17 protein-coding genes and 2 pseudogenes are annotated in these 22,183 nt (G+C 72.2%); 14 read left to right on the forward strand and 5 right to left on the reverse strand.

Features of this window, described 5'->3' with window-relative positions:
* Window positions 1-147: 147 nt before the first annotated feature.
* A complete protein-coding gene (locus tag ABD808_RS17420) occupies window positions 148-1,599 on the forward strand; it encodes an APC family permease (RefSeq protein ID WP_344897665.1) in 1,452 nt (483 codons plus the stop codon).
* Between the two features lie 3 nt (window positions 1,600-1,602).
* Here the strand turns inward: ABD808_RS17420 and ABD808_RS17425 are convergent, their stop codons facing one another.
* Window positions 1,603-2,388, reverse strand: coding sequence for an acetoacetate decarboxylase family protein (locus tag ABD808_RS17425; protein ID WP_344897668.1), 786 nt, complete (start codon window positions 2,386-2,388; stop codon window positions 1,603-1,605).
* 161 nt (window positions 2,389-2,549) lie between these two features.
* Here ABD808_RS17425 and ABD808_RS17430 point away from each other — a divergent pair, with 161 nt between their 5' ends.
* The gene (locus tag ABD808_RS17430; protein WP_344897671.1) at window positions 2,550-3,890 is read left to right on the forward strand and encodes a glutamine synthetase family protein; all 1,341 of its coding nucleotides are present in this window, start codon (window positions 2,550-2,552) and stop codon (window positions 3,888-3,890) included.
* A gap of 15 nt (window positions 3,891-3,905) precedes the next feature.
* Window positions 3,906-5,159: a cytochrome P450 gene (locus ABD808_RS17435; RefSeq protein WP_344897674.1), complete on the forward strand. Its 1,254-nt coding sequence runs from the start codon at window positions 3,906-3,908 to the stop codon at window positions 5,157-5,159.
* On the opposite strand, the gene ABD808_RS17440 is transcribed toward ABD808_RS17435, so the two are convergent.
* A complete protein-coding gene (locus tag ABD808_RS17440) occupies window positions 5,156-6,142 on the reverse strand; it encodes a sigma-70 family RNA polymerase sigma factor (RefSeq protein ID WP_344897677.1) in 987 nt (328 codons plus the stop codon). The genes ABD808_RS17435 and ABD808_RS17440 overlap by 4 nt on opposite strands.
* A 160-nt stretch (window positions 6,143-6,302) precedes the next feature.
* Between ABD808_RS17440 and ABD808_RS17445 the strand changes: the two are divergent.
* The 4 genes and pseudogenes from ABD808_RS17445 to ABD808_RS17460 form a co-directional block, all read left to right on the forward strand.
* A pseudogene (locus ABD808_RS17445) lies at window positions 6,303-6,386 on the forward strand (helix-turn-helix domain-containing protein); the annotation flags it as partial.
* 64 nt (window positions 6,387-6,450) lie between these two features.
* A pseudogene (locus tag ABD808_RS17450) lies at window positions 6,451-6,798 on the forward strand (RNA-guided endonuclease InsQ/TnpB family protein); the annotation flags it as partial.
* Between the two features lie 146 nt (window positions 6,799-6,944).
* On the forward strand, window positions 6,945-8,366 hold the full coding sequence (locus tag ABD808_RS17455) for an MFS transporter (RefSeq protein ID WP_344897680.1): 1,422 nt from the start codon (window positions 6,945-6,947) through the stop codon (window positions 8,364-8,366).
* A 99-nt stretch (window positions 8,367-8,465) separates the two neighbouring features.
* Window positions 8,466-9,530, forward strand: a complete 1,065-nt coding sequence (locus ABD808_RS17460) for an alpha/beta hydrolase (RefSeq protein WP_344897683.1) — start codon at window positions 8,466-8,468, stop codon at window positions 9,528-9,530.
* On the opposite strand, the gene ABD808_RS17465 is transcribed toward ABD808_RS17460, so the two are convergent.
* Both ABD808_RS17465 and ABD808_RS17470 read right to left on the reverse strand, forming a co-directional pair.
* Window positions 9,511-10,938, reverse strand: a complete 1,428-nt coding sequence (locus tag ABD808_RS17465) for an aldehyde dehydrogenase family protein (RefSeq protein ID WP_344897686.1) — start codon at window positions 10,936-10,938, stop codon at window positions 9,511-9,513. The genes ABD808_RS17460 and ABD808_RS17465 overlap by 20 nt on opposite strands.
* A gap of 4 nt (window positions 10,939-10,942) precedes the next feature.
* A complete protein-coding gene (locus ABD808_RS17470) occupies window positions 10,943-12,433 on the reverse strand; it encodes a PucR family transcriptional regulator (RefSeq protein WP_344897689.1) in 1,491 nt (496 codons plus the stop codon).
* A 91-nt stretch (window positions 12,434-12,524) separates the two neighbouring features.
* On the opposite strand from ABD808_RS17470, the gene gabT reads away from it, so the two are divergent.
* The 7 genes from gabT to ABD808_RS17505 all read left to right on the forward strand — a co-directional run bounded on the left by gabT (window position 12,525) and on the right by ABD808_RS17505 (window position 21,134).
* Window positions 12,525-13,898: a 4-aminobutyrate--2-oxoglutarate transaminase gene (gabT, locus tag ABD808_RS17475; protein ID WP_344897692.1), complete on the forward strand. Its 1,374-nt coding sequence runs from the start codon at window positions 12,525-12,527 to the stop codon at window positions 13,896-13,898.
* A gap of 206 nt (window positions 13,899-14,104) precedes the next feature.
* Window positions 14,105-15,865: an amidohydrolase gene (locus ABD808_RS17480; RefSeq protein WP_344897695.1), complete on the forward strand. Its 1,761-nt coding sequence runs from the start codon at window positions 14,105-14,107 to the stop codon at window positions 15,863-15,865.
* A 1-nt stretch (window position 15,866) separates the two neighbouring features.
* Entirely contained in the window at window positions 15,867-17,042 is a 1,176-nt protein-coding gene (locus tag ABD808_RS17485) for an ABC transporter substrate-binding protein (RefSeq protein ID WP_344897698.1), read from the forward strand.
* Window positions 17,035-17,892, forward strand: coding sequence for a branched-chain amino acid ABC transporter permease (locus tag ABD808_RS17490; RefSeq protein WP_344897701.1), 858 nt, complete (start codon window positions 17,035-17,037; stop codon window positions 17,890-17,892). Before ABD808_RS17485 ends, ABD808_RS17490 begins: the two co-directional genes overlap by 8 nt.
* Window positions 17,879-19,627 (forward strand): branched-chain amino acid ABC transporter ATP-binding protein/permease, encoded by a 1,749-nt coding sequence (locus ABD808_RS17495; RefSeq protein ID WP_344897704.1) that lies wholly within the window; start codon window positions 17,879-17,881, stop codon window positions 19,625-19,627. The genes ABD808_RS17490 and ABD808_RS17495 overlap by 14 nt, the downstream gene beginning before the upstream one ends.
* A complete protein-coding gene (locus ABD808_RS17500) occupies window positions 19,624-20,328 on the forward strand; it encodes an ABC transporter ATP-binding protein (protein ID WP_344897707.1) in 705 nt (234 codons plus the stop codon). The genes ABD808_RS17495 and ABD808_RS17500 overlap by 4 nt, the downstream gene beginning before the upstream one ends.
* Window positions 20,329-20,342: 14 nt before the next feature.
* On the forward strand, window positions 20,343-21,134 hold the full coding sequence (locus ABD808_RS17505; RefSeq protein WP_344897710.1) for an SDR family NAD(P)-dependent oxidoreductase: 792 nt from the start codon (window positions 20,343-20,345) through the stop codon (window positions 21,132-21,134).
* Here ABD808_RS17505 and ABD808_RS17510 read toward each other — a convergent pair.
* On the reverse strand, window positions 21,121-22,176 hold the full coding sequence (locus ABD808_RS17510; RefSeq protein WP_344897713.1) for an LLM class flavin-dependent oxidoreductase: 1,056 nt from the start codon (window positions 22,174-22,176) through the stop codon (window positions 21,121-21,123). The two genes, ABD808_RS17505 and ABD808_RS17510, sit on opposite strands and share 14 nt — an antisense overlap.
* Window positions 22,177-22,183 lie beyond the last annotated feature (7 nt).

Consider the following 22,183-nt stretch of genomic DNA (forward strand, 5'->3'; position numbering starts at 1 on the left):
GACGGCCCGTTCCGGGGCCGGAAGGCGAATCTATCGCTGCTCACGCCCTTGCCGACCGTGGTTCCACTTCGTACGATCCTCGCGACCGACTTTTCGTGCGGGCCCAAACGATACCCGCCGGGCCCGCTCCGGCAAGGGAGCCGCGCAATGGCCGTCCCCGACGAGGTCGTATCCGCCGCATCCACCCTCCCGTCCCGCCGCCGCATCGGCGCCCCCGAGATCGTGTTCTTCGTCGTCGCCGCGTCCGCGCCGCTGACCGTCGCCGCCGGGGGCCTGCCGACCTCCTTCGCCGTCACCGGCGTCGTCGGAATCCCGCTGCTGTACGTGGTGCTCGCGGTGCTCCTGACCGTCTTCACCGGCGGATACGCGGCGATGAGCCGGTCCGTCGCCAACGCCGGGGCCTTCTACGCCTACGTGGCGAACGGGCTCGGCCGGATCGCCGGGGTCGGCGCTGCCTTCATCGCCCTCATCTCCTACAACACGATGCAGATCGGGCTCTACGGGCTGTTCGGGTTCACCACGGCCGACTTCCTCAAGGCCAAGCTGAGCATCGACCTGCCCTGGTGGACGGTCGCGCTCGGCGGCGTCGCGGTCGTCGCCGTCCTCGGGTTCCGCCGGATCGACCTGAACGCCCGCGTCCTCGGCGTGCTGCTGACCGTCGAGTTCCTCACCGTGCTGATCTTCGACCTGGCGCAGCTGGCGGACGCCCCGTCCGGCGTCTCGGCCACGTCGCTCGGCTGGGACGCCGCGAACACGGGCGCGGTCGGCGCCGCGTTCTGCTTCGCGATGGCCAGCTTCATGGGCTTCGAGGCCGCCGCCCTGTACAGCGAGGAATGCCGCGACCCGCGCCGTACCGTCGGCCGCGCCACCTATGTCGCGGTCGCCGTCATCGGCGTGTTCTACGCCTTCACCGCCTGGGCCATGACCGTCGGGACCGGCGCGTCCGAGATCGTCGGACGCGCCCAGAAGGACGGTCCGGCGCTGGTGTTCGTCCTGTCCGAGGAGCACGTCGGCAAGCTGTTCGCCGACGTGGCGCAGCTCTTCCTCGTGACGAGCCTGTTCGCGGCCCTGCTGTCCTTCCACAACGCGGTGGCGCGGTACTTCTTCTCGCTGGGACGCGAGGGCGTGCTGCCGTCGCCGCTGAGCCGCACGCACGTCCGCCACGGCTCGCCGCATGTCGGGTCGGCGACGCAGACCGTCCTGGCCGTGGCCGTCGTGGTGGTCTTCGCCTTCTCCGGCAAGGACCCCGTCCTGACCCTCTTCAATTGGTTCACGAACCTGGGCGCGCTCGGCGTGATCCTGCTGCTGGCGCTGACGTCGGCGGCCGTGGTGGGCTACTTCGTCCGCGACCACCGGGGCGAGAACGCCTGGAACCGTCTGGTCGCGCCCGCGCTGGCCTGCGTTGGGCTGGGCGCCGTCTTCGTCACCAGCCTGCTCAACTTCGACGCCCTCCTCGGCGCCGACAAGGGCTCCGCGCTGACCTGGGTGCTGCCCGGGTTGATCTTTCTGGCGGCGATCCTCGGCGTGGGTTTCGCGGTGTATCTGCGCGGAGCCCGCCCGTCCGTCTACGCGCGGATCGGCGCGGGCGACGGCGGTTGACGGTCAGGCGAGGTGGCGGCCGCCGTTCCAGACCACGCCGACCTGGCGGAAGTAGGCGCCGATGGGCTCCTCGACGGTCAGGAGCGACAGTTCCTCGGTGGGGGCGTCGAGGTAGGTCAGCTCGGCGTCGCCCCGCCAGGCCTGGCCTCCCTCGACGCTGGCCGCACCGGACTCGATCAGCTCGTTCAGGGCCGGGGCCCCGCCCGGCTCGATGGACGGCAGGAACCGGTGGTGCGCCATCGGGTGCCCGTTGACGAAGCCGTTCGTCTCGGACGGCTCCCGGAGCGTCACGACCGTCTCGGCGAGGCGGCGGTCCGCGGCGGCCAGCGTGGCGCCGAAGCGGGCACCGGCGGCCAGGCGCGGCGCGGGGCCGTACGGGTGCGGACGGGTCTGGTGGATCGACCCGAGCTTCTTCGGATACCCCTGGTGGAGCCCGCGGCCGATGGCGAAGTCCTTGTCGACCCAGATGTAGACGCAGCGGGTGTACGTCCGCCCCTCGAAGGAGCACCGGACGACGACGAAGCACTCCTTGTACTGGGACCGGACGGGGTCGAGGAGCTCCTCGCCGGACTCCGAGCACGACTGCCAGTCGGCCCAGATGATCGCGACCGCGCCGGGGTCGTCGGGGGCGGGGGACAGGGGCTCGGGGAGCAGCTCGGCGACGCGCGCGGGGTCGGTGCGATACTCGACGGTGAGCAGGTCACCCGAGTAGTGCCAGGGCGGGTTCGGGATCAACGACGAACGGCCCGTCGCGGTCTTGGGGTACAGGAAGCCTCGCACGGTCGCCACCACGTTCCTCCCGGATTATCGTTTGGGTCCGTACGATAGTTCCTCGCGGACGGATCCGCCACTCCCGGCCCCCTCGGTGGCCGGGGCCTACCGGCCGGGAGTCTTGTCAGGACCTTCCGGCCGCCATATGGTTTGAGTCCAAATGATCTGAGGGAGTGCGCGTGAGCCGTCCGGTCGAAGACGTTGTGCGTGACCTGGTCGCCGACGGGATCGACGTAGTCCGGGTGTCCTACCCCGACCTGATCGGCATCGAACGGGGCAGGGACGTGCTCGTCGAGCAGCTGCCCGGGGCCGTCGCCCACGGGCTGTCGTTCTGCCGGGCCGTCTACCACACGACCCCGCAGGGCGACACCGTCGAGGTTCCCGGCGGCCTGGACGCGGGCCTGCCCGACATCCGGGTGCGCCCCGACCTGTCCACGCTGGCGAAGCTGCCCTGGGAGGACGGCGTCGCGTCCTGCCTGGGCGAGGCGTACGAACCGTCCGGCGACGACCTGTGCCCCGAGGCGCCCCGTGAGGTGCTGCGCCGCGCCCTCCTCAAGCTGGGCGACGTGGGGCTGACCGCCGTCGCCGGGCCGGAGTTCGAGTACTACCTGTGCGAGCCCGACCCGTCCGCGCCCACCGGCTGGCGCCGGTACGCCGACGCGCCCGGCAACGTCTACACCTCCGGCCGCAAGGGCGACCCGGACGGGCACGTCCTGCGCGTCCTGCGGCACCTGCGCGACCTCGGCCTCGGCGTCACCATGGGCAACCACGAGTTCGGCGGCGGCCAGTTCGAGATCAACCTCGACCACTCGGCCGCCCTCGACGCCGCCGACCGGGCGTTCCGGTTCAAGTCGGCCGTCCAGGAGATCGCCCGCGTGGACGGGATGCTCGCCACGTTCATGGCCAAGCCGTTCAACGACCAGGACGGCTCCGGCTTCCACCTCCACCTCTCCTGCCTGGACGCCGAGGGCCGCAACGTCTTCGAGGGCACCGAGCCGGATGGCCTCTCCGACACGGCCCACCACGCCATCGCCGGGGTCCTGGAGCACGCTCCCGCGCTCGCCGCGCTGCTCAACCCCACGATCAACTCCTACAAGCGGTTCGGGCCCGACAGCCTGGCCCCCTGGCTGATCGACTGGGGCCTGGACAACCGCAGCGCCATGGTCCGCATCCCGCCGGAGCGGGGCGCCGCGTCCCGGCTGGAGGTCAGGCTCGGCGACGCGTCCGCCAACCCGTACCTCGGCATGGCGGGCCTCGTCGCCGCCGTCTACCTGGGCGTGCGCGACAAGTTGTCGGCCCCGGCGCCGCTGGAGGGCTACGGCTACGACGCCGCCAAGGCCCCGATGCTGCCCGGCGACCTGCCCACCGCGCTCGACGCCCTCGCCGCCGACACGGCCCTCATCGAGGTCCTCGGCGAGCCGTTCGTCACCGCGTTCCTCACCTACAAGCGCGACGAGGTCGCCCGTTTCGGCCGCCACGTCACCGACTGGGAGTTCCGCGAGTACTCGTACCACCTCTGAGAAGCAGGAGGCCCGTTGCCGAACGAGACCCTCGCGGTCGACCTCGCCGACCTCGACAACTTCATGGACGACGCGACCCCGTGGCGGATGTTCGAGGCGCTGCGCCGCACCGAGCCCGTCCACTGGAATCCCGAGCACGACGGCGGTCGCGGCTTCTGGTCCCTCACCCGGCACGCCGACATCGTGGCCGCCGACCGCGACGCCGCGACGTTCACGTCCGAGAAGTTCGTCAACCTCGAAGAGGTCGACGAGCGGCAGGCCGAGATCCGCCGCTCCATGCTGGAGACCGACGGCCCCCGCCACATCGCGCTCCGCCGCGTCATGCAGCGCGAGTTCACGCCCCGGGCCATCGCGGGCTACGCCACGTTCCTGCGCGGTCTGACCGCCCGCACCCTGGACGCGGCCCTCGCCAAGGGCACGTTCGACTTCGTCGCGGAGATTGCCGCCGACTTCCCGATCAACGTGCTGGCCCGGATGCTGGACGTCCCCGACGACGACACCCGCCGCCTCATCGACTGGGGCAACCGGATCATCGCCAACACCGACCCCGAGTACGCCGACGTCCTGCTGCACAGCGCGGAGAGCGAACGCTACCGCGACCTGCCGTTCCGCAGCCCCGCGTCCCTGGAGGTCTTCGAGTACGGCCGCGAGCTGGCCGCCCGCCGCCGCGGCGGCACCGGCACCGACCTCATCAGCCGCCTGGTCAACCAGACCCCGATCGACGGCGAACCGCTGTCGCCCCGCGACTTCGACAACTACTTCCTGCTCCTCGTCGTCGCCGGGAACGAGACCACCCGGCACGCCATCACCCACGCCATGCGCGCCCTGATCGACCATCCCGACCAGGCCGAGCGCCTCCGCGACAACCCCGACCTCATGCCCACGGCGGTCGAGGAGTTCCTCCGCTGGGCCTCGCCCGTGTACCACTTCCGGCGCACCGCGACCCGCGACACGGAGGTGAACGGCACGCCGATCCGCGCGGGCGACAAGGTCGTGCTGTGGTTCGCGTCCGCCAACCGCGACGAGGCCGTCTTCGACGACCCGCACCGCTTCGACGTCACCCGCACCCCGAACGACCACATCGCGTTCGGCAAGGGCGGCCCCCACTACTGCATGGGCGCCGCCCTGGCCCGACTGGAGATGCGGATCATGTTCGAGGAACTGCTTCCGCGCCTCTCCTCGATCACCTTCGCGGGCGACGTCCGCCGCGTCCGCTCCAACTTCGTCAACGGCATCAAGCAGATGCCCGTCACCGCGACCCTCGCCTAGTCCGCCAGGACGAGCGGAAGATCGAAGTACCCGAACAACCGCTCGTCCATGAAGCTCGATATGTGGACGATGCCCGAACGGGCGACGGCGAGCTCCTGCACAGAATGCGCGTGCAGGAGGCCGTCCCGCTGACGCATGTACATGCCGAAGGCGGGCTGTCCGTTCGCGCTGGTGGGCACGAGCCGGTTGCCGCCCGGGCCGGGTGACAGCCGCGCCCGGAGCAACCGGGCGATGTCGTCGCGTCCCGTGAACCAGGCGGGGACCGGCGGCATCTCCCAGTTCGCGTCCTCGGTGAGCAGCCGGGTGATCGCGGGGATGTCGGCCGCCTCGAACGCCCGGGTGTACCGGTCGAGCAGCTCGCGCCGCACCGGGTCGTCCGGCTCGGTGATCTCGTCGCTGGCCGGGACGAGCCGTTCCAGCCGCGCGCGGGCGCGCAGCAGCGTGCTGTTCACCCCCGCGCCGGTCATGTCGAGCAGTTCGGCGACCTCGGCCGCCGACCAGGCCAGCACGTCCCGCAGGATCACCACGGCCCGCTGCCTGCCCGGCAGGTATTGCAGGGCCGCGATCAGCGCCAGTCGCAGCCCGGCCCGCGCCGCCACGATCGCCGCCGGATCCTCTGGCACACGGCCGATGAGCCGCTCCGAGAACGGCTCCAACCAGGTCACCTCCGGGGCCCGCAGACCGGGTGGCGGCGGATCGTCCGACGCCGCGCCGATCCCGGACGGCATCACCCGGCGGCTGCTGTGCTCCAGGGCGTTCAAACAGGTGTTGGTCGCTATCCGGTACAGCCACGTCCGCAACGACGCCCTGCCGTCGAAATCAGCGTAAGAGCGCCACGCACGCAGATAGACCTCCTGGACCAGGTCTTCAGCGTCATGCACGGACCCCAACATCCGATAGCAGTACGCCAGCAGCTCGCGCCGGAACGGGTCGGCCAACCGCGCGAACTCCTCGGCCCCGGCCCGTGTTTCCTCAGTCTTCATCGGGGCCTTCCTTCGTGGATATCCTCGGCTTCAGCCTGGGGAGGAAACGAAGCTCCTGCGGAGCAGGGCAGGAAAGCTGGTTGGCCGCCAAGGCGGACCGGCGTCCACCGTCCACCGGCCGACACCTGCTTCTCACACAGAAACCGGTAGGGTTCGAGGTGTGGCGCGGCAGGTCAAGCGGGCGTTCAAGTACCGCTTTTACCCCACCGACGAGCAGGCGGCTGAGCTGTCGCGCACGTTCGGCTGCGTCCGCCTGGTGTACAACAAGGCGCTGGAGGAGCGCACCCGGGCTTGGTACGGCGAGCAGCGCCGTGTCCGATGCGGCCTGGACGGACCTGCGCTCCCTGTTGGAGTACAAGTGCGCCTGGTACGGGCGCGAACTTGTCGTGATCGACCGCTGGTTCCCCTCCTCCAAACTGTGCGGGGCCTGCGGCATGGTCGCGGCGAAGATGCCGCTGAACGTCCGCGAGTGGACGTGCGACTGCGGTGCCGTGCATGACCGCGACGTGAACGCGGCACGCAACATCCTGGCCGCCGGGCTGGCGGCGTCTGCCTGTGGAGACGGTGTAAGACCTCAACGGGAGTCCTCCCGGACGGGGCAGTCGTCGGTGAAGCAGGAATCCCAGCGGGCGACCGCTGGAATCCCCCGCCTCTAGGCGGGGGAGGAAGTCAACAGGACGCACCTCCCCATGTACTGACCGGGGACGGCGCCCGAAGTCGTCGGGTCCCGCCCGCTGAATATCGCGGCGCGGGCCGGTTCGTACTCACGACCGATGAAACCCGAGAAACCCAAGGACCGCGCATGGCGCAAAGGACACGCGGTTGGCTGCTCGGCCTGACCGCGACCGCATCGCTGATGGTGGCGCTGGACGCGACGGTGGTGGCGACGGCGCTGACCCGGATCCGGCTCGACCTGTCCGCCACCCTCGAACAACTCGAGTGGACGGTGAACGCCTACAACCTGACCTTCGCCGCACTGCTGATGACCGGCGCCGCGCTCGGCGATCGTCTCGGCCGCAGACGGATGTTCGTCGCCGGCCTCGGCGTGTTCACGGCCGCCTCGGCGGCGTGCGCGCTGGCCCCCGGCATCGGCTGGCTGATCGCCGCCCGCGCCGTCCAGGGCGGCGGGGCCGCGCTGGTGATGCCGCTGGCGATGGCGCTGCTCAGCGCCGGGTTCCCGCCCGAACAGCGGGCCAAGGCCCTCGGCGTCTTCTCCGGGTTGACCGGCCTCGCGGTGGTGGCCGGGCCGGTCGTCGGCGGGATCGTCACCGAGGGCCTGGCCTGGCAGTGGATCTTCTGGCTCAACGTGCCGCTCGGGCTGGCGGTCGTCCCGCTGGTGCTGCGTCGCGTCCCGGAGAGCCGTGGGGACGGGGCGTCCTTCGACGTCGGCGGCGTCCTGCTGGTGACCGGCGGCGCGCTCGGCCTGGTCTGGGGCCTGATCCGCGCCGACGCGGCGGGCTGGGGCTCGGCCGAGGTGGTCGGCGCGCTGGTGGGGGGAGCGGTGCTGCTGGCGGCGTTCGCGGCCTGGGAACTGCGCGTCCCACAGCCGATGGTGCCGATGCGCCTGCTGCGCTCACGCGGCTTCTCGGCGGCCAACGCCGCCGGGCTCTTCATGTACGCGTCGCTGTACGGCTCGCTGTTCTTCCTGACCCAGTTCCTCCAGATGTCCCTGGGCCAGGGGCCGATGGCGACGGGGCTCCACCTCGTCCCCTGGACGGCGACCCTGACCGTGGTGGCGCCCATCGCGGGAGTACTGGTCAACCGTGTCGGGGCCCGCCCCCTGATCGCCGCCGGGCTGACCATGCAGGCCGCCGGGATGGCCTGGATCGGGCTCATCGCCGACCCGACGATGCCGTACTGGCAGCTCGTCCCCCCGATGATCCTCGCGGGCGCCGGAGTCAGCATGGCGATGCCCCCCGGCCAGACCGCTGTCATCAACGCCGTCGCGCCACCCGAGATCGGCAAGGCCTCCGGCGTCTTCAACACGATCCGGCAGTTCGCCGCCGTGTTCGGCGTGGCGATCCTCGCGGCGGTCTTCACCGCCAAGGGCGGCTACGGCACCCCGCACACCTTCTCCACCGGCTTCGCCCCGGCGATAGCCGTGAGCGGCGCCCTGTCCCTGGCCGGAGCGCTGGCGGGTCTCTTCATCCCCCGTCCAGTCGAAGCGCCCACGCCTACCCGAACCGCGTCCAGCCCGCGCCCGACTCCCGAACCGACCCGCTGAGCCGCCCTCCCGGGGCCCGGACGCTACGCTCGACCGCGTCGACGGGCTCCGGGAGGGACCCCGCGACGGTGACGGCGGGTTCAGGGTGGGGGTGGACGTGTGTCGCGGTTGACCGAGATGGTCCCGCCTCGGGTGGGAAGCGGCGCTCTACGCGCGGTGTTCGGGTTGCCCAGGCCGGTCAAGCGGCTGATCGTGGGGGCGCCGGTGCGGGCGGACGGCCAGGAACTCGACCTGGACGTGCAGCTGTTGCTCCTGATGACGCGGCTGGAGAACGGCGACCTGGCGGCGCGGACGGTGGAGCGCGCCCGGCGCGGCCTCGAACGCGGACAGATCTACCTCGACCGCAGGCCGTCCAGGCCGGTACGGACACGGGACGTGGACGCCGGGGGCGTCCCGGCCCGGCTCTACACCCCGCAGGGCCTGCCGCCGGGGTCTCCGCTGCTCGTCTACTACCACGGCGGCGGCTGGGTCGTCGGCGGCATCGACACGCACGACACGGTGTGCCGCTACCTGGCGGTGCACGCGGAGGTGCGGACGTTGTCGGTGGGATACCGGCTCGCGCCCGAGCACCGCTATCCCGCCGCCGCGGACGACGCGCTGGCCGCCTACGAGTTCGCCGTGACCGGGGCGGAGAAGCTCGGGGCCGATCCGGAGGCCGTCGCGGTCGGGGGCGACAGCGCGGGCGGAAACCTCGCGGCGGTGGTCGGGGCGCTCGCGGCGCGAAGGCCCGCCTTCGCGCTGCTGCTCTACCCGGCGACCGACATGACGGTGCGGCGGCGCTCGCGGGAGCTGTTCGCCGACAGGTTCTACCTCACCGACCGCGCGATGACGTGGTACGCCGACCACTACTGCCCGGACCGGGCGCGGCGCGCGGAACCCGCCGCGTCGCCCCTGCTGGCCGACCTCCGGGAGTTCCCGCCGACGTATCTGGTGACGGCGGGGTTCGATCCGCTGCGGGACGAGGGGGAGGCGTTCGCGGCCCGGCTGGCGGACGCCGGGGTGCCGGTCGCGGCGCGGCGGCAGGCGGACCTCGTCCACGGGTTCGCGAACATGTGGCCGCTCGGCGGACGGTTCGTGGAGGCGCTCGCGGAAGCGGCCGGGGCCCTGCGCACGGGTCTGTACGCGGGGCCCCGGGGACGCGGAACTACAGGGGGAGGCCGGTGAAGATGAGGACCTTCTCCTCGGTGTAGTCGGCCATGGCGGAGCGCAGGCCCTCGCGGCCGACGCCGGAGTCCTTCACGCCGCCGTAGGGCATCTGGTCGGCGCGGTAGGACGGCACGTCGCCGATCACGACGCCGCCCACGTCCAGCTCGCGGTGGGCGCGGAACGCGATGTCGATGCTGCGCGTGAACACGCCTGCCTGGAGGCCGAACTTGGAGTCGTTGACCAGGGCGAACGCTTCGTCGACGCCGTCCACGGGCTGGACGAACATGACCGGGCCGAAGATCTCCTCGCGGGCCACCTTCGCGTCCTCCGGCACGTCGGCGAGGACGGTCGGCGCGTACGCGGCGCCCTCGCGGGTGCCGCCGGTGAGGACCTTCGCGCCCGCGGCGACGGCCTCGTCCACCCAAGCCTCGACGCGCTCGGCGGCCTCCTCGCTGACCAGCGGGCCGACCTGGGTCTTGTCGTCCCACGGGTCGCCGGTGACGAGGCCGCCGACCGTCTCGACGAGCTTCGGCACGAACTCGTCGTAGACGGAGCGGTCGACGTAGACGCGCTGGACGGCGATGCAGCTCTGCCCGGCCTGGTAGTTGGAGAACAGGCCGACGCGCTTGGCGGCCCAGTCGAGGTCGGCGTCCGGCAGGACGACCGCCGCGCCGTTGCCGCCGAGTTCGAGCGTGACGTGCTTGCGCGGCGCCCGGTCGTTGATCGCCCAGCCGACCGGCACCGAGCCGGTGAAGGACACGATCGGCAGGCGCGGGTCGTCGACGAGGTCGGACGCCCGGTCGTTCGGCACGGTCAGGATCGAGAACATCCCGGCGGGCAGGTCGGTCTCGCCGAGCAGCTCGCCGAGCAGCAGCGCCGACAGCGGCGTGGCCGGGGCGGGCTTCAGCACGATCGGGGTGCCCGCCGCGATCGCCGGGGCGATCTTGTGGGCGGCCAGGTTCAGCGGGAAGTTGAACGGCGAGATGCCGAGCACCGGGCCCTTCGGCACGCGGGTGATGTAGGCCATCCGGCCCTCGGCGGCCGGGTCGGTGTCCAGGCGCTGCGTGGTGGCGCTGAAACGGCGGGCCTCCTCGGCGGCGAACCGGAACGTGGAGATCGCGCGGGTCACCTCGCCGCGCGCCCACAGCAGCGGTTTGCCGTTCTCGGCGGTGATCAGCCGGGCGACCTCCTCGGCGCGCTCGACGAGCCGCGCGGACACGTGCGCGAGGGCCTCGGCGCGGACGTGCAGCGGCAGCGCGGCGGCCTGGGCGCGCACGGCGTGGGCCGCGGCGACGGCCTCCTCCACCTGTCCGGGGGTCGGGACGGCGACCGTCCCGACCACGCGGCCGTCGTAGGGATGCGTAACGGTCAGCTCACCGTCACCGGTCTCGGGCCGGCCGGCCAGCCAGAATGGGCTCACGTTCATACATTCACGCTATCCCCGGCCGTGGGGTTTGCGAGTCTCCACGATGTCCAATCCGTTCGTCCGGACTGGACGTTATGGCGAGTGCCATCCACAGTTCCGCGCGGACGGCGGGATCGTCGGGGTCGCGGCCCAGAATCTCGGCGGCCTTGCGCATCCGTGCCCTGAGCGTGTGCCGGTGGACGCCCAGTGCCCGCGCCGCCGCCTCGCCCTGGCCGTTGGCCGCCACGTAGGCGCGGATCGTGTCGACCAGGTCGTCGGCGCGGAGCGGGGCCAGGAGGGCGTCGGCGAAGCCGTGCGCGGCGTCCGGGTCGAGGAGCCGGAGGAGACCCTGACCTGGGAGCGCGGAGTAGTGGAGGGTCTCGCGATGTGAGCGGACGGCCCCGGCCAGCGCCTCCTCGGCCTGCCGCAGCGCGGTCTCCAGGTCGTTCACGGCGGGGTCGCTGACGCCGACGGGGCCGATGGCCGCCAGGAGGGGTTCGACGGTGCCGGTCGCCTCGTCCGGGACGATCACCGCCACCTGCCCGTCAAGCGGCAGGGCCAGGCAGCGGGCGCCGGCGGGATCGGACTCCAGGGCGTCCAGGACGGCGGGCCCGCCCGCGCAGGCGAGCACCCGCACCGGGCCGCGCGGCACCGCCGGGCCGTCGCCGGGACGGCCGAGCAGCAGCGCCGCGAGCGAGGCCCGCAGGTCGCGGCCGGTGCGCGGCGTCTCGGACTGGAGGGTGAGGAACGCGACGGCCGCGCCCACGATCCCGTGCGCGACGTGGGGGAGCGGGGCGGCGGTCCCGACCGCGAGGAAGCCGCGCGGGCGTCCGCCCAGGCCGATGCGCTGCACGACGATGTGGTCGTCGGGCACGGCCAGCGCCACGCTCGCCGCCGTGCCGCCGTCCGCCGGGCGGTGCCGATCCGACCGTCCCAGCCGGGCCAGCTCCGGGGCGAGGTCGGCGGCGCGGTCGCGGGCGGCGGACGGCTCGGCGTGCCGGACGTCGCCGGACGCGTCCAGCAGCAGCGCCCACCCGCCGACCAGCCGCGCGAGCCGGGTGACGAGCGCGCCGGGGCCGGTGAGCGCCGCGCGGGTCAGCTCCCGCTGCGCCTGAAACGCGCGGGTGACGTCCTCGTACCAGTCGGCGGCGAGCATCCGCGAGACCGCCTTGCCGATGGCGATGAACGGGGTGGGGCGCGGCACCTCCAGCAGGACCAGGCCCTGCTGCCGCGCCGCCGCGACCAGCTCGGGCGGAACGTCCTCGTGCAGCACCCCGACCGCGAACCCGAGCCCGGAGACACCCCGCGCGACCAGCCGCGACACGTACGCCGCCGAGTTGGCCCCGGTCAGCCGCATGCCCGTGGTGAGGACGAGTTCGCCGCCCTCCAGGAACGGCGTCGGGTCCTCCAGTTCGCTGACCGCGACCCACACGACCGGCGCGTGCGGCAGGGGGCCGGTGAGCGACCGGAGGCCGAGCTGCGGGAGGGCGGCCACGGAGGCCAGAGTGGGCGGCATCGCAATCCCTGTGCAAAGTGTCTATCCGGAGGGGCGGATTTCGCCGCCCCGTACGGTTCATCGTAGGCGGCCGGCAACTTATCGTCAGGCCATGACCAGCCAGGACCCCGCCCCGACGGACCCCGCCTTGACAGGCAACGCGCGCCTGCCGCAGGAACGCCGTGTCGTGACCGAGATCCCCGGCCCGCGCTCCCGGGAGTTGCACGAGCGCCGGATGGCGGCGGTGCCGCCCGGCGTCGGCAGCGTGCTGCCGGTGTACGTGACCGACGCGGACGGCGGCGTCGTCGTCGACGTGGACGGCAACTCGCTGATCGACTTCGGTTCCGGCATCGCGGTCACCACCGTCGGCAACGCCAACCCGCGGGTCGCCGCGCGGGTGAAGGCGCAGGTCGACCGGTTCACTCACACGTGTTTCATGGTCGCGCCGTACGAGTCGTACGTCGCGGTCTGCGAGAACCTCAACCGGATCACGCCCGGCGACCACGAGAAGCGGTCGTTCCTGGTGAACAGCGGCGCGGAGGCCGTGGAGAACGCCGTCAAGATCGCCCGGTACGCGACCGGACGGCAGGCGGTCGTGGTGTTCGACCACGGCTACCACGGCCGGACGCTGCTGACGATGACGCTGACCGCGAAGAACCTGCCGTACAAGCAGGGGTTCGGCCCGTACGCGCCCGAGGTGTACCGGATGCCGCTCGCCTACCCGTTCCGGTGGCCGACGGGCCCGGAGAACTGCGGCCCGGAGGCGGCGGCGCAGGCCATCGACCAGATCAGCAAGCAGATCGGCGCGACGAACGTCGCGGCCGTGCTGATCGAGCCGATTCAGGGCGAGGGCGGGTTCATCGAGCCCGCGCCGGGGTTCCTGCCCGCGCTCGCCGAGTTCTGCCGCGCGAACGGCATCCTGTTCATCGCCGACGAGGTGCAGACGGGCTTCGCGCGGACCGGCGACCTGTTCGCCTGCGAGCACGAGGGCGTCGTCCCGGACCTCGTCGCGACGGCCAAGGGCATCGCGGACGGGCTGCCCCTCGCGGCCGTCACCGGCCGCGCCGACATCATGGACAAGGTGCACGGCGGCGGTCTCGGCGGCACCTACGGCGGCAACCCGCTGGCCTGCGAGGCGGCGCTGGCCGTGCTGGAGGAGATCGAGGAGGGCAAGCTCACCGAGCGCGCCCGCCGCATCGGCGAGATCATGTTGCCCCGGTTGCGCGCCCTGTCCGGGGAGTATCCCGCGATCGGGGACGTGCGCGGCCGCGGCGCGATGATCGCGATCGAGCTGGTGCGGCCCGGCACGAAGGACCCCGACCCGGAGCTGACCGCCACGATCGCCCGGCGCTGCCACGAGCGCGGGCTGCTCGTCCTGACGGCGGGGACGTACGGGAACGTGCTGCGCTTCCTGCCGCCGTTGGTGATCTCGGAGCCGCTGCTGACCGAGGGCCTCGCGGTGCTTGAGCAGGCATTCGCGGGCTGACCTGCGCGAACGACGACCGCCGGTGTCCTGGGGGAGACCGGCGGTCGACGCGTGCCCGGGGACCTGTGAAGGGCATCACTCCGTTACGCGCCCGTTATTGACCCTGCTTATCGGGCCCCGTACGTTCGCAATACGTTTGGGCCCAAATTTTCATCAGGGTGCGGACTGATCGAGGGGCGAGAACGGAGAGGGCGAGGCACGGACACATGGCACACTCGGACGCGAACCCGGACCTGGTACTGCTGAACGGCGAGGTCCTCACGGCCGACGCGGAGTTCTCCGTGGCGCAGGCGCTGGCCGTCACCGGCGGCACGATCACGGCGGTCGGCGGCACCGAGGAGATCCGGGCGCTGGCCGGGCCCCGCACGCAGGTCGTCGACCTGCGCGGGCGCACCGCGCTGCCCGGCATCAACGACTCGCACCTGCACGGGTGCGCGTTCGGCGCGACCCGCCCGCCGCTGGCCCTGGACGTCGGGTTCCCCGCCGTCCGGTCGATCGCCGAGATCCAGGCGTCGGTGAAGGAGGCCGCGTCCCGGATCCCCGAGGGCGAGTGGATCCGCGGCAACGGCTGGGACCCCGGGTATCTCTCCGAGTGCTCGGGCTCCCCGAGGGGGGACGCCCCCCCACGCCCCCCGGGCGCTTCGCGGGTGGAGGGCGGCCGGATGCCCGACCGCGCCGACCTGGACGCGGTCTCCCCGGCCCACCCCGTCTACCTCCAGGACTTCAGCGGCCACCTCACCTGGGCCAACTCCCGCGCCCTGGAACTGGCCGGAGTCACCCGCGACACCCCGACCCCCGAGGGCGGCGTCATCCACAAGGACGCCACCGGCAACCCGACCGGGCTGCTCGCGGAGGGCGCGCAGGCGCTGGTCCAGGGCAGCCTGCCCGCCTACACCCGCGACGACCTCGTGCGGGCCATCCGGGCGAACATCGCCGTCCTGCACCGCGAGGGCATCACCAGCTACACCGAGCCCGGCCTCGGCCCCGGCGGCAAGAGCCTGTTCGCGGGCACCTGCGACCAGCCCACGCTCGACACCTACGCCGAGCTGGCCCGCTCCGGCGACCTCGGCGCCCGCGTCAGCGTCCTGCTGCTGCTCACCGGCATGGGCGGCTCGGTCGACGAGATCACCGCCGGCCTCGCCGCCGCGCAGGTCCCGGCCGACGTCGACCCGCGCCTGCTGCGCGTCATCGGCGTCAAGCTGTTCGCCGACGGCACCCCGCCCAACAAGACGGCGTGGATGCGCGACGAGTACTCCGGCGGCGGGTTCGGCTGCCTGTGCGTGCACGGCGCGACCGACGCGATGCGCGCCACCGAGCTCAACGAGATGGTCCGGCTCGCGCACATCGCCGGGCACCAGCTCGGCATCCACGTCACCGGCGACCGTTCCCTGGACGCCGTCGTGGACGCGCTGGAAGCCGCGCAGGTCGCGCACCCCCGCGACGACCCGCGGCACTACGTCATCCACGCCGACCTCCCCGGGGCGCAGAGCCTCCGCAAGCTCGCCGAACACCGGTTCGGCGCGAACATGAACCCGGCGATCAAATGGACGATCGTCGACATGCTGGAAGAGATGCTCGGCCCGGAACGGGCCGCATACCAGTACCCCGTCCGCTCGGCGATCGAGGCGGGGATCCCCGTCACAGCCAGCTCGGACGCCCCCGTCACCTACCCCAACTGGCGTCAGGGCATCACGGCGATGCTGCTCCGCGAGTCCAAGGCCAGTGGCCGCGTGTTCGGTCCGGAGGAGCGCGTCGGGCTGCCCGACGCCGTCCGGGCCTACACCTCCAACGCCGCCTGGCAGGACTTCGCCGAGGACTGGAAGGGCACCCTCGAACCCGGCAGGGCGGCCGACGTCGCCGTTCTCGACGGCACCATCACTTCTCTCGACCCTCACGACCTCCCGGACGTTCCCGTCGCGATGACCGTTTTCGACGGGCGGGTCGTCCACAGCACCGAAGGTCTCTGACATGCGAATCGCACACATTCTCGCAGCGACCGTCCTGGCGCTGCCCCTGGCCGCGTGCGGCTCGGGTTCCGATTCCGGCTCCGACTCGGGGCCGATCAACATCGGTTCGGTGTCGTCCCTGAGCGGCGCCGTCACCTTCCCCGAGGCCTCCGCGGCGGCCCGCGCCGTCTTCGACGAGGTCAACGCCAAGGGCGGAATCAAGGGACGCAAGATCGCCTACACCGCGGCCGACGACAAGGGCGACCCGGCCAGCGCCGCGCTCGCCGCCCGCGACGTCATCCAGAACAAGAAGGCCGTGGCCCTGGCGGGCGGCGCCAGCCTGGTGGACTGCCAGGTCAACGGCCCGCTGTACGAGCAGAACAAGATCACCGCGGTGCAGGGCATCGGGGTCGACCCCGGCTGCTTCAACTCGCCGAACATCTCGCCGGTCAACACCGGGCCGTTCTTCGGCTCGACCGTGACGCTGTACTACGCGTCCGAGACGCTGAAGCTGAACAAGATCTGCGCGTTCTTCGTCATCATCGGCGGCACCGCGAACGCCTACAAGGAGGGCGTGGACCGCTGGTCCCAGATCACCGGCAAGAAGCCGCTGATCACCGACCTGAGCCTGTCGGCGTCCACCACCGACTACACCCCCTACGTCCTGCGGGCGCGCGCCGCCGGATGCCAGGCGGTGCTGTTCAACGGCGTCGAGCCCATGTCCATCGGCTGGGTGAAGGCCGCCAAGGCGCAGAACATCACCAACATCAAGTGGCTGTTCCTCGCGTCCACCTACACCGCCGAGGCCGCCAAGGCGCTGGGCCCGGACGGCAAGAACGTCGTGGCTTTGTCGGAGTTCGAGCCGTACACCGAGGCCGCCTCGCCCGTCAACAAGGACTGGCGGGACACGATGACCAAGCACAAGGTGCCGCTCACCTCGTTCTCCCAGGGCGGCTACGTCGCCGCCAAGCACCTCGTCACGGTCCTGGAGAGCATCAAGGGCGACATCACTCGGGAGGCCGTGACGAAGGCCATGAAGGACCTCAAGCCACTGCCGTCCGACATGACCGGCATGCCGTTCGCGTTCGGTGGCGGCAAGAGTCACGCCTCCAACCTGGCCGCCAAGTTCGTCAGCCCGGACGGCAAGGGCGGCTGGAAGGTGCTGACCAACGACTGGATCAAGCTGCCCAATGCTTGAGGGAGCCATAGCGGGGCTGGCCGGGGGCGGCGCGTACGCCGCTCTCGGCCTGTGCCTGACGCTGATGTTCCGGCTGGTCAGGGTCGTCAACTTCGCGCAGGTCGCGATCGGCGTGATCGGCGTCTACACGATGTCGGTCAGCGCCGACCACGGCTGGCCCTACGGGCTCGCCGCGCTCGCCGGGCTGCTCGCGGCCACGGTCTGCGCGGCCCTGCTCGGCTGGGTGATGGGCAGGTGGTTCGGTGAGGCGGGGCCCGACCAGCGTTCCGCGATTTCGATCGCGTTCCTGGTCGCCCTGCTCGCCGTCTCCTACCTGGCGTACGGGACGGACCCGCGCCGCATGCCCGGCAAGTTCGGCGGGTCGCTGTTCACCGTGGACGGCATCACGATCACGCAGGCGTCCGCCGTCTGCGTCGTCGGCTCGATCGTCGTGGCGGCGGGCGCGTGGCTCGTCCTCACCCGGACCGTGCTCGGACTGCGGCTGCGCGCCCTGTCGGAACGTCCGACGACGGCGGAGCTGCACGCCATCCCGTCCCGCCGCCTCGGCGTCGGGATGTGGGCGGTTACCGGGCTGCTGTCGGCGGCCGTGCTGCTCGTCATCGCGCCGCAGCAGACCAGCGACCAGACCTCGCTCGCGCTGATGATCATCCCCGCGGGCGCGGCCGCGCTGGTCGGCGGCTTCCGCAGCCTCGGCCTCACGGTCGCGGGCGGGCTCGGTCTCGGCGCGCTGCAAGGGGCGCTCGCCCACGTCTCCGAGTTGCAGCAGTACCGCGACACGGTGCCGTTCCTGGCGATCCTCGCCATCCTGATCTGGTCCCAGCGGAGGGAGGTGTGGGATGCGGCGCGTTGACCTGACCAAACTCGCGAAGCGCCCGGGGGGCGTGGGGGGTCGTCCCCCCACAATGGCACTGTTCGGGCAGCCCGTGGTGGCGCTGGTGGTCGTCGTGGTCGCGGCGATCGCCGTCCCGCAGTACTGGCTGTTCCTCGCCACGTCCGCGCTGGTCTCGGCGGTCGCGCTGCTCGGCCTCGGCATCGTCGGGCGCGCCGGGATGAACTCGCTGTGCCAGCTGTCGTTCGCCGCCGTCGGCGCGTGGACGGTCGCCCAGCTCAACGTGTGGGAGGCCCCCGGAACGCTCATCGCCTGGACGGTCGTCGGCGGCATCGTCGCGATGCCGTTCGGCGTCCTGATCGGGCTTCCGGCGCTGCGGCTGCGCGGCGTGCACCTCGCCGTCGTCACCCTCGGGTTCGCGGCGGCGGCCGATGTCGTCGTCTCCGCGGTCAACTTCCCGGGCGTCGACGACTACCAGCAGGTCATGCGGCCCACGTTCATCGCGACCGACCGGCAGTACTTCGTGTACGCGGGGCTGCTGTTCGTCGTCCTCGCGGTCGCCGTGGAATGGCTCGGACGCACCCGGATGGGCGCCGCGTGGCGGGCCGTCCGGTTCTCCGAACGCGCCACCGCCGCGGCCGGGACGAGCGTCGCCCGCGCCAAGCTGTCGGCGTTCGCGCTCAGCGCGTTCGCGGCGGGCGTCGCGGGCGGGCTGCTCACCGGGCAGGTCGGCATGATCACCGCGCAGAACTTCGGCACGATCAGCTCGCTCGCCCTGTTCGTCGTCGCCGTGATGGCGGGCAGCGAGTACGTGTTCGGCGCCATGTTCGGCGGTTTCCTGATCATGTTCGTGCCGGAGTTCTTCCGGCGCGCCGGGATCTCCCAGGACTGGGCGAACGTCATGTTCGGCGTCGGCGCCGTCCAGGCGCTGTCGCAGGGCAGCAGCATCAGCGAGGGGTTCGCCCGGCGGCTGCGGGCGCGCCGTCCGAAGCCGGTTCCACCGCCGCGCGAGGCGCTGGACGTCGGCGCCCCGCCGCTCGGCACCGAGCCGCTGCTGAAGGCGGAGGGGCTCGGCGTCCGGTTCGGGCAGGTCGCCGCGCTCCAGGACGTCGACCTCGTCGTCCCCGAGGGCACCGTGATGGGGCTCATCGGGCCGAACGGCGCGGGCAAGTCCACGCTCACCGACGCGCTGTCAGGGTTCATCAAGGACGCCGCCGGAACCGTCACGCTCGGCGAGCGCCGCCTGGACGGGCTGCCCGTCCACCGCCGCGCCGCCGCCGGACTGCGCCGCACGTTCCAGCAGGACCGCGTCCCGACGGGTCTCACCGTCGGCGCCTACCTGCGGTTCGCCGCGCACCGGTCCGTCACGCGCGACGAACTGGAGGAGGTCCGCACGTTCCTCGGCTGCCCGCCCGCGAACGCGCACGTCGTCGACCAGGACGTCGGCAGCCGCCGCCTGCTGGAGGTGGCCGCCGCGATCCTCGCCAGGCCCCGGCTGATCGTGCTGGACGAGCCCGCCGCCGGGCTCGCCCACGCCGAGTCGCTCGCGCTCGCCGACCGGCTCATCGAGGTCCCGGCGAAGTTCGGCGCGTCCGTCCTGCTCATCGAGCACGATCTGGACATGGTCCGGCGGGCCTGCGCGACGATCGTCGTCCTCGACGCGGGCACGGTGATCGCGTCCGGGCCGCCCGCCGAGGTGCTCGCCCGGCCCGAAGTGGCCCGCGCCTACCTGGGGGATGAGGTGGCCCTCACATGAAGGAACTGAAGGTGGAGGACGTGTCGGTCGGTCGGGGCGGCGCCCCGATCGTCCGGGACGTCAACCTGACCGTCACGACCGGCGAGGTCACCGTCCTGCTCGGCCCGAACGGGGCCGGGAAGACGACGCTGCTCGAAGCGATCGGCGGCGTCCTGCCGATCATGTCAGGGAAGCTGTTGGGCGACGGGCAGAACCTGGCCGGGCTCGACCGGGTGTCGCGCGCCAAGCGCGGCATCGCCCTCGTCGAGCAGGGCCGGACCGTGTTCAGCGGCCTGACCGTCGCGGAGAACCTGCGCGTCGTGCGGCGCGGGACCGGGGGCGACCGCGCCCTCGAACTGTTCCCCGAGCTGGAGAAGCGCATGGACGTGCAGGCGGGCCTGCTGTCCGGCGGCGAGCAGCAGATGGTCGTGCTGGCCCGCGCGCTGTCCATGTCGCCGACGGTGCTGCTGATCGACGAGATGTCGCTCGGCCTCGCCCCGGTGATCGTGAAGCGGCTGCTGCCCGCCGTCCGGGCCCTCGCCGACCAGGGCGCCGCCGTGCTGCTGGTCGAGCAGTTCGCGACGCTCGCGCTGGAGATCGGCGACACCGCGCACGTCCTGGCGGGTGGGCGGCTGACCCACAGCGGCCCGGCGGCGCCGCTGCGCAAGTCCCCGGACGTGCTGCACGCCGCCTACCTTGGAGAGCCCGCGGGCCAGAAGTAGAAGGAGTCGAGAAAATGCAACGGGTTCTGATCGTCACGGGCGGGGGCAGCGGGATCGGAGCCGCGGTCGCCGCGGCCGCCGCCGACCGCGGCGACCGGGTCGTGATCTGCGGCCGCCGCAAGGAGGCCCTCGAACGGGTCGCCGCCGAGACCGGGGCCGAGCCCCGCGTCTGCGACGTGTCGTCGCCGGAGGCCGTCGCGGGCCTCGTCGCCGACGTCGTCGCCGCGCACGGGCGCCTGGACGGCGTCGTCGCCAACGCGGGCACCATGCGCGAGGGCGGCATCCTCGACCTCACGCACGAGGAGTGGGACGCCACCGTCCAGACCAACCTGACGTCGGTGTTCCTACTGGCCAAGGCCGCGCTGCCGCACCTGATCGAGTCCAAGGGCGCGTTCGTGTCGGTGTCGTCGATCGCGTCGCTGCGGGTTCCGCTCGGGTGCGCGGCGTACGCCACGTCCAAGGCGGGGCTGACGATGCTGACGCAGACGATCGCGGTGGACTACGGGCCGTCCGGCGTCCGCGCCAACGTCGTGTGCCCCGGCTGGATCCGCACCGAGATGTCCGACAAGGAGATGGCCGTCTTCGGCGAACCCCACGGGCTCGGCCGGGAGGAGGCCTACAGCGAGGTCACCCGGCTCGTCCCGCAGCGCAGGGCCGGGACGCCCGCCGAGGCCGCGGCCGCCGTCGTGTGGCTGCTCGGCTCGGAGGCGTCCTACGTCAACGGCGCCGTGCTGAACGTGGACGGCGGCACCATCCTGCTCGACCCGGGCACCGTCCCGTTCGAGTTCCAGGTCAGGCCCCGCTAGCGGCCGCGTCGCCAGGGGCCAGGTCCTCCTTGTACAGGTCGGCGAGGATGTCGTAGGAGCGCAGCCGGTCGGCGTGGTCGAAGACTTGGGTCGTCACCATGACCTCGTCCACGCCGGTCCGGCCGATCAGCGCGTCCAGCTTCGCGCGGACGGTCTCGGGGCCGCCGATCACCTGGTCGGCGAGCCGCGAGTCGATCATCTGGCGGTCCATCGGCGTGTACGGGTACGCCGCGGTCTCCTCAGGTGTCGGGAGGAGGCCCGGCGTGCCCCGCCGCAGCCGCAGGAACGCCAGTGCCTGTGGTCGCGCCAGCTCTTCCGCGTGGGCGTCGGTGTCGGCCGCCGTCACCGACACGCCGATCATCGAGTACGGGCGGTTCCGGGGGGTGTGGGGGGTCGTCCCCCCACAAGGGACAAGCTCGTCCAGCGCGCCCGGACGGAACGACTCCCGGTACAGGTTCAGCGCGGGCACCGTGTTCTGCGCGCTGAAATGGTGCGCGAACGCGAACGGCAACCCGAGCAGCCCCGCGAGCCGCGCGCTGTATCCGCTGGATCCGAGCAGCCACACGGGCGGCTCGTTGCCCGCGGCGGGTGTCACCTTGCTGTCCGCGCCGAAGTAGCCGCGCAACTCGATGACCTGCTCGGGGAAGTCGTCCACCGACAGCGCCTCGGGTGAGCGGCGCAACGCCAGCGCGGTGGCCTGGTCGGTGCCGGGCGCGCGGCCGAGACCGAGGTCGATGCGCCCCGGATACAGAGCCTCCAGCGTCCCGAACTGCTCGGCGACCACCATCGGCGCGTGGTTCGGCAGCATGACCCCGCCGGATCCGACCCGCATCGTGGCCGTCGCCGCCGCGACCTGCCCGATCAGCACGGCCGTCGCGGAACTGGCGATCCCGGGCATCGCGTGGTGCTCGGCCAGCCAGTACCGGTGGAACCCCAGCCGTTCGACGTGCCGGGCCAGATCGAGGGTGTTGCGCAGCGCCTGGCCGGACGTGGAGCCGCTGACGACAGGGGCGAGGTCAAGGACGGAGAAGCGAACGCTCATAACCAGC

It is taken from the genome of Actinomadura meridiana, assembly GCF_039537545.1.
GTDB lineage: Bacteria > Actinomycetota > Actinomycetes > Streptosporangiales > Streptosporangiaceae > Spirillospora > Spirillospora meridiana.

Bases quoted from the DNA above. Each gene is read 5' to 3' on its own strand.
- ABD808_RS17485 (WP_344897698.1), top strand. From the start codon at position 15,867: ATGCGAATCGCACACATTCTCGCAGCGACCGTCCTGGCGCTGCCCCTG.
- ABD808_RS17500 (WP_344897707.1), top strand. From the start codon at position 19,624: ATGAAGGAACTGAAGGTGGAGGACGTGTCGGTCGGTCGGGGCGGCGCC.
- ABD808_RS17480 (WP_344897695.1), top strand. From the start codon at position 14,105: ATGGCACACTCGGACGCGAACCCGGACCTGGTACTGCTGAACGGCGAG.
- ABD808_RS17495 (WP_344897704.1), top strand. From the start codon at position 17,879: ATGCGGCGCGTTGACCTGACCAAACTCGCGAAGCGCCCGGGGGGCGTG.
- ABD808_RS17455 (WP_344897680.1), top strand. From the start codon at position 6,945: ATGGCGCAAAGGACACGCGGTTGGCTGCTCGGCCTGACCGCGACCGCA.
- ABD808_RS17505 (WP_344897710.1), top strand. From the start codon at position 20,343: ATGCAACGGGTTCTGATCGTCACGGGCGGGGGCAGCGGGATCGGAGCC.
- ABD808_RS17510 (WP_344897713.1), bottom strand. From the start codon at position 22,176: ATGAGCGTTCGCTTCTCCGTCCTTGACCTCGCCCCTGTCGTCAGCGGC.
- ABD808_RS17420 (WP_344897665.1), top strand. From the start codon at position 148: ATGGCCGTCCCCGACGAGGTCGTATCCGCCGCATCCACCCTCCCGTCC.
- gabT (WP_344897692.1), top strand. From the start codon at position 12,525: ATGACCAGCCAGGACCCCGCCCCGACGGACCCCGCCTTGACAGGCAAC.
- ABD808_RS17465 (WP_344897686.1), bottom strand. From the start codon at position 10,938: ATGAACGTGAGCCCATTCTGGCTGGCCGGCCGGCCCGAGACCGGTGAC.
- ABD808_RS17470 (WP_344897689.1), bottom strand. From the start codon at position 12,433: ATGCCGCCCACTCTGGCCTCCGTGGCCGCCCTCCCGCAGCTCGGCCTC.
- ABD808_RS17490 (WP_344897701.1), top strand. From the start codon at position 17,035: ATGCTTGAGGGAGCCATAGCGGGGCTGGCCGGGGGCGGCGCGTACGCC.
- ABD808_RS17440 (WP_344897677.1), bottom strand. From the start codon at position 6,142: ATGAAGACTGAGGAAACACGGGCCGGGGCCGAGGAGTTCGCGCGGTTG.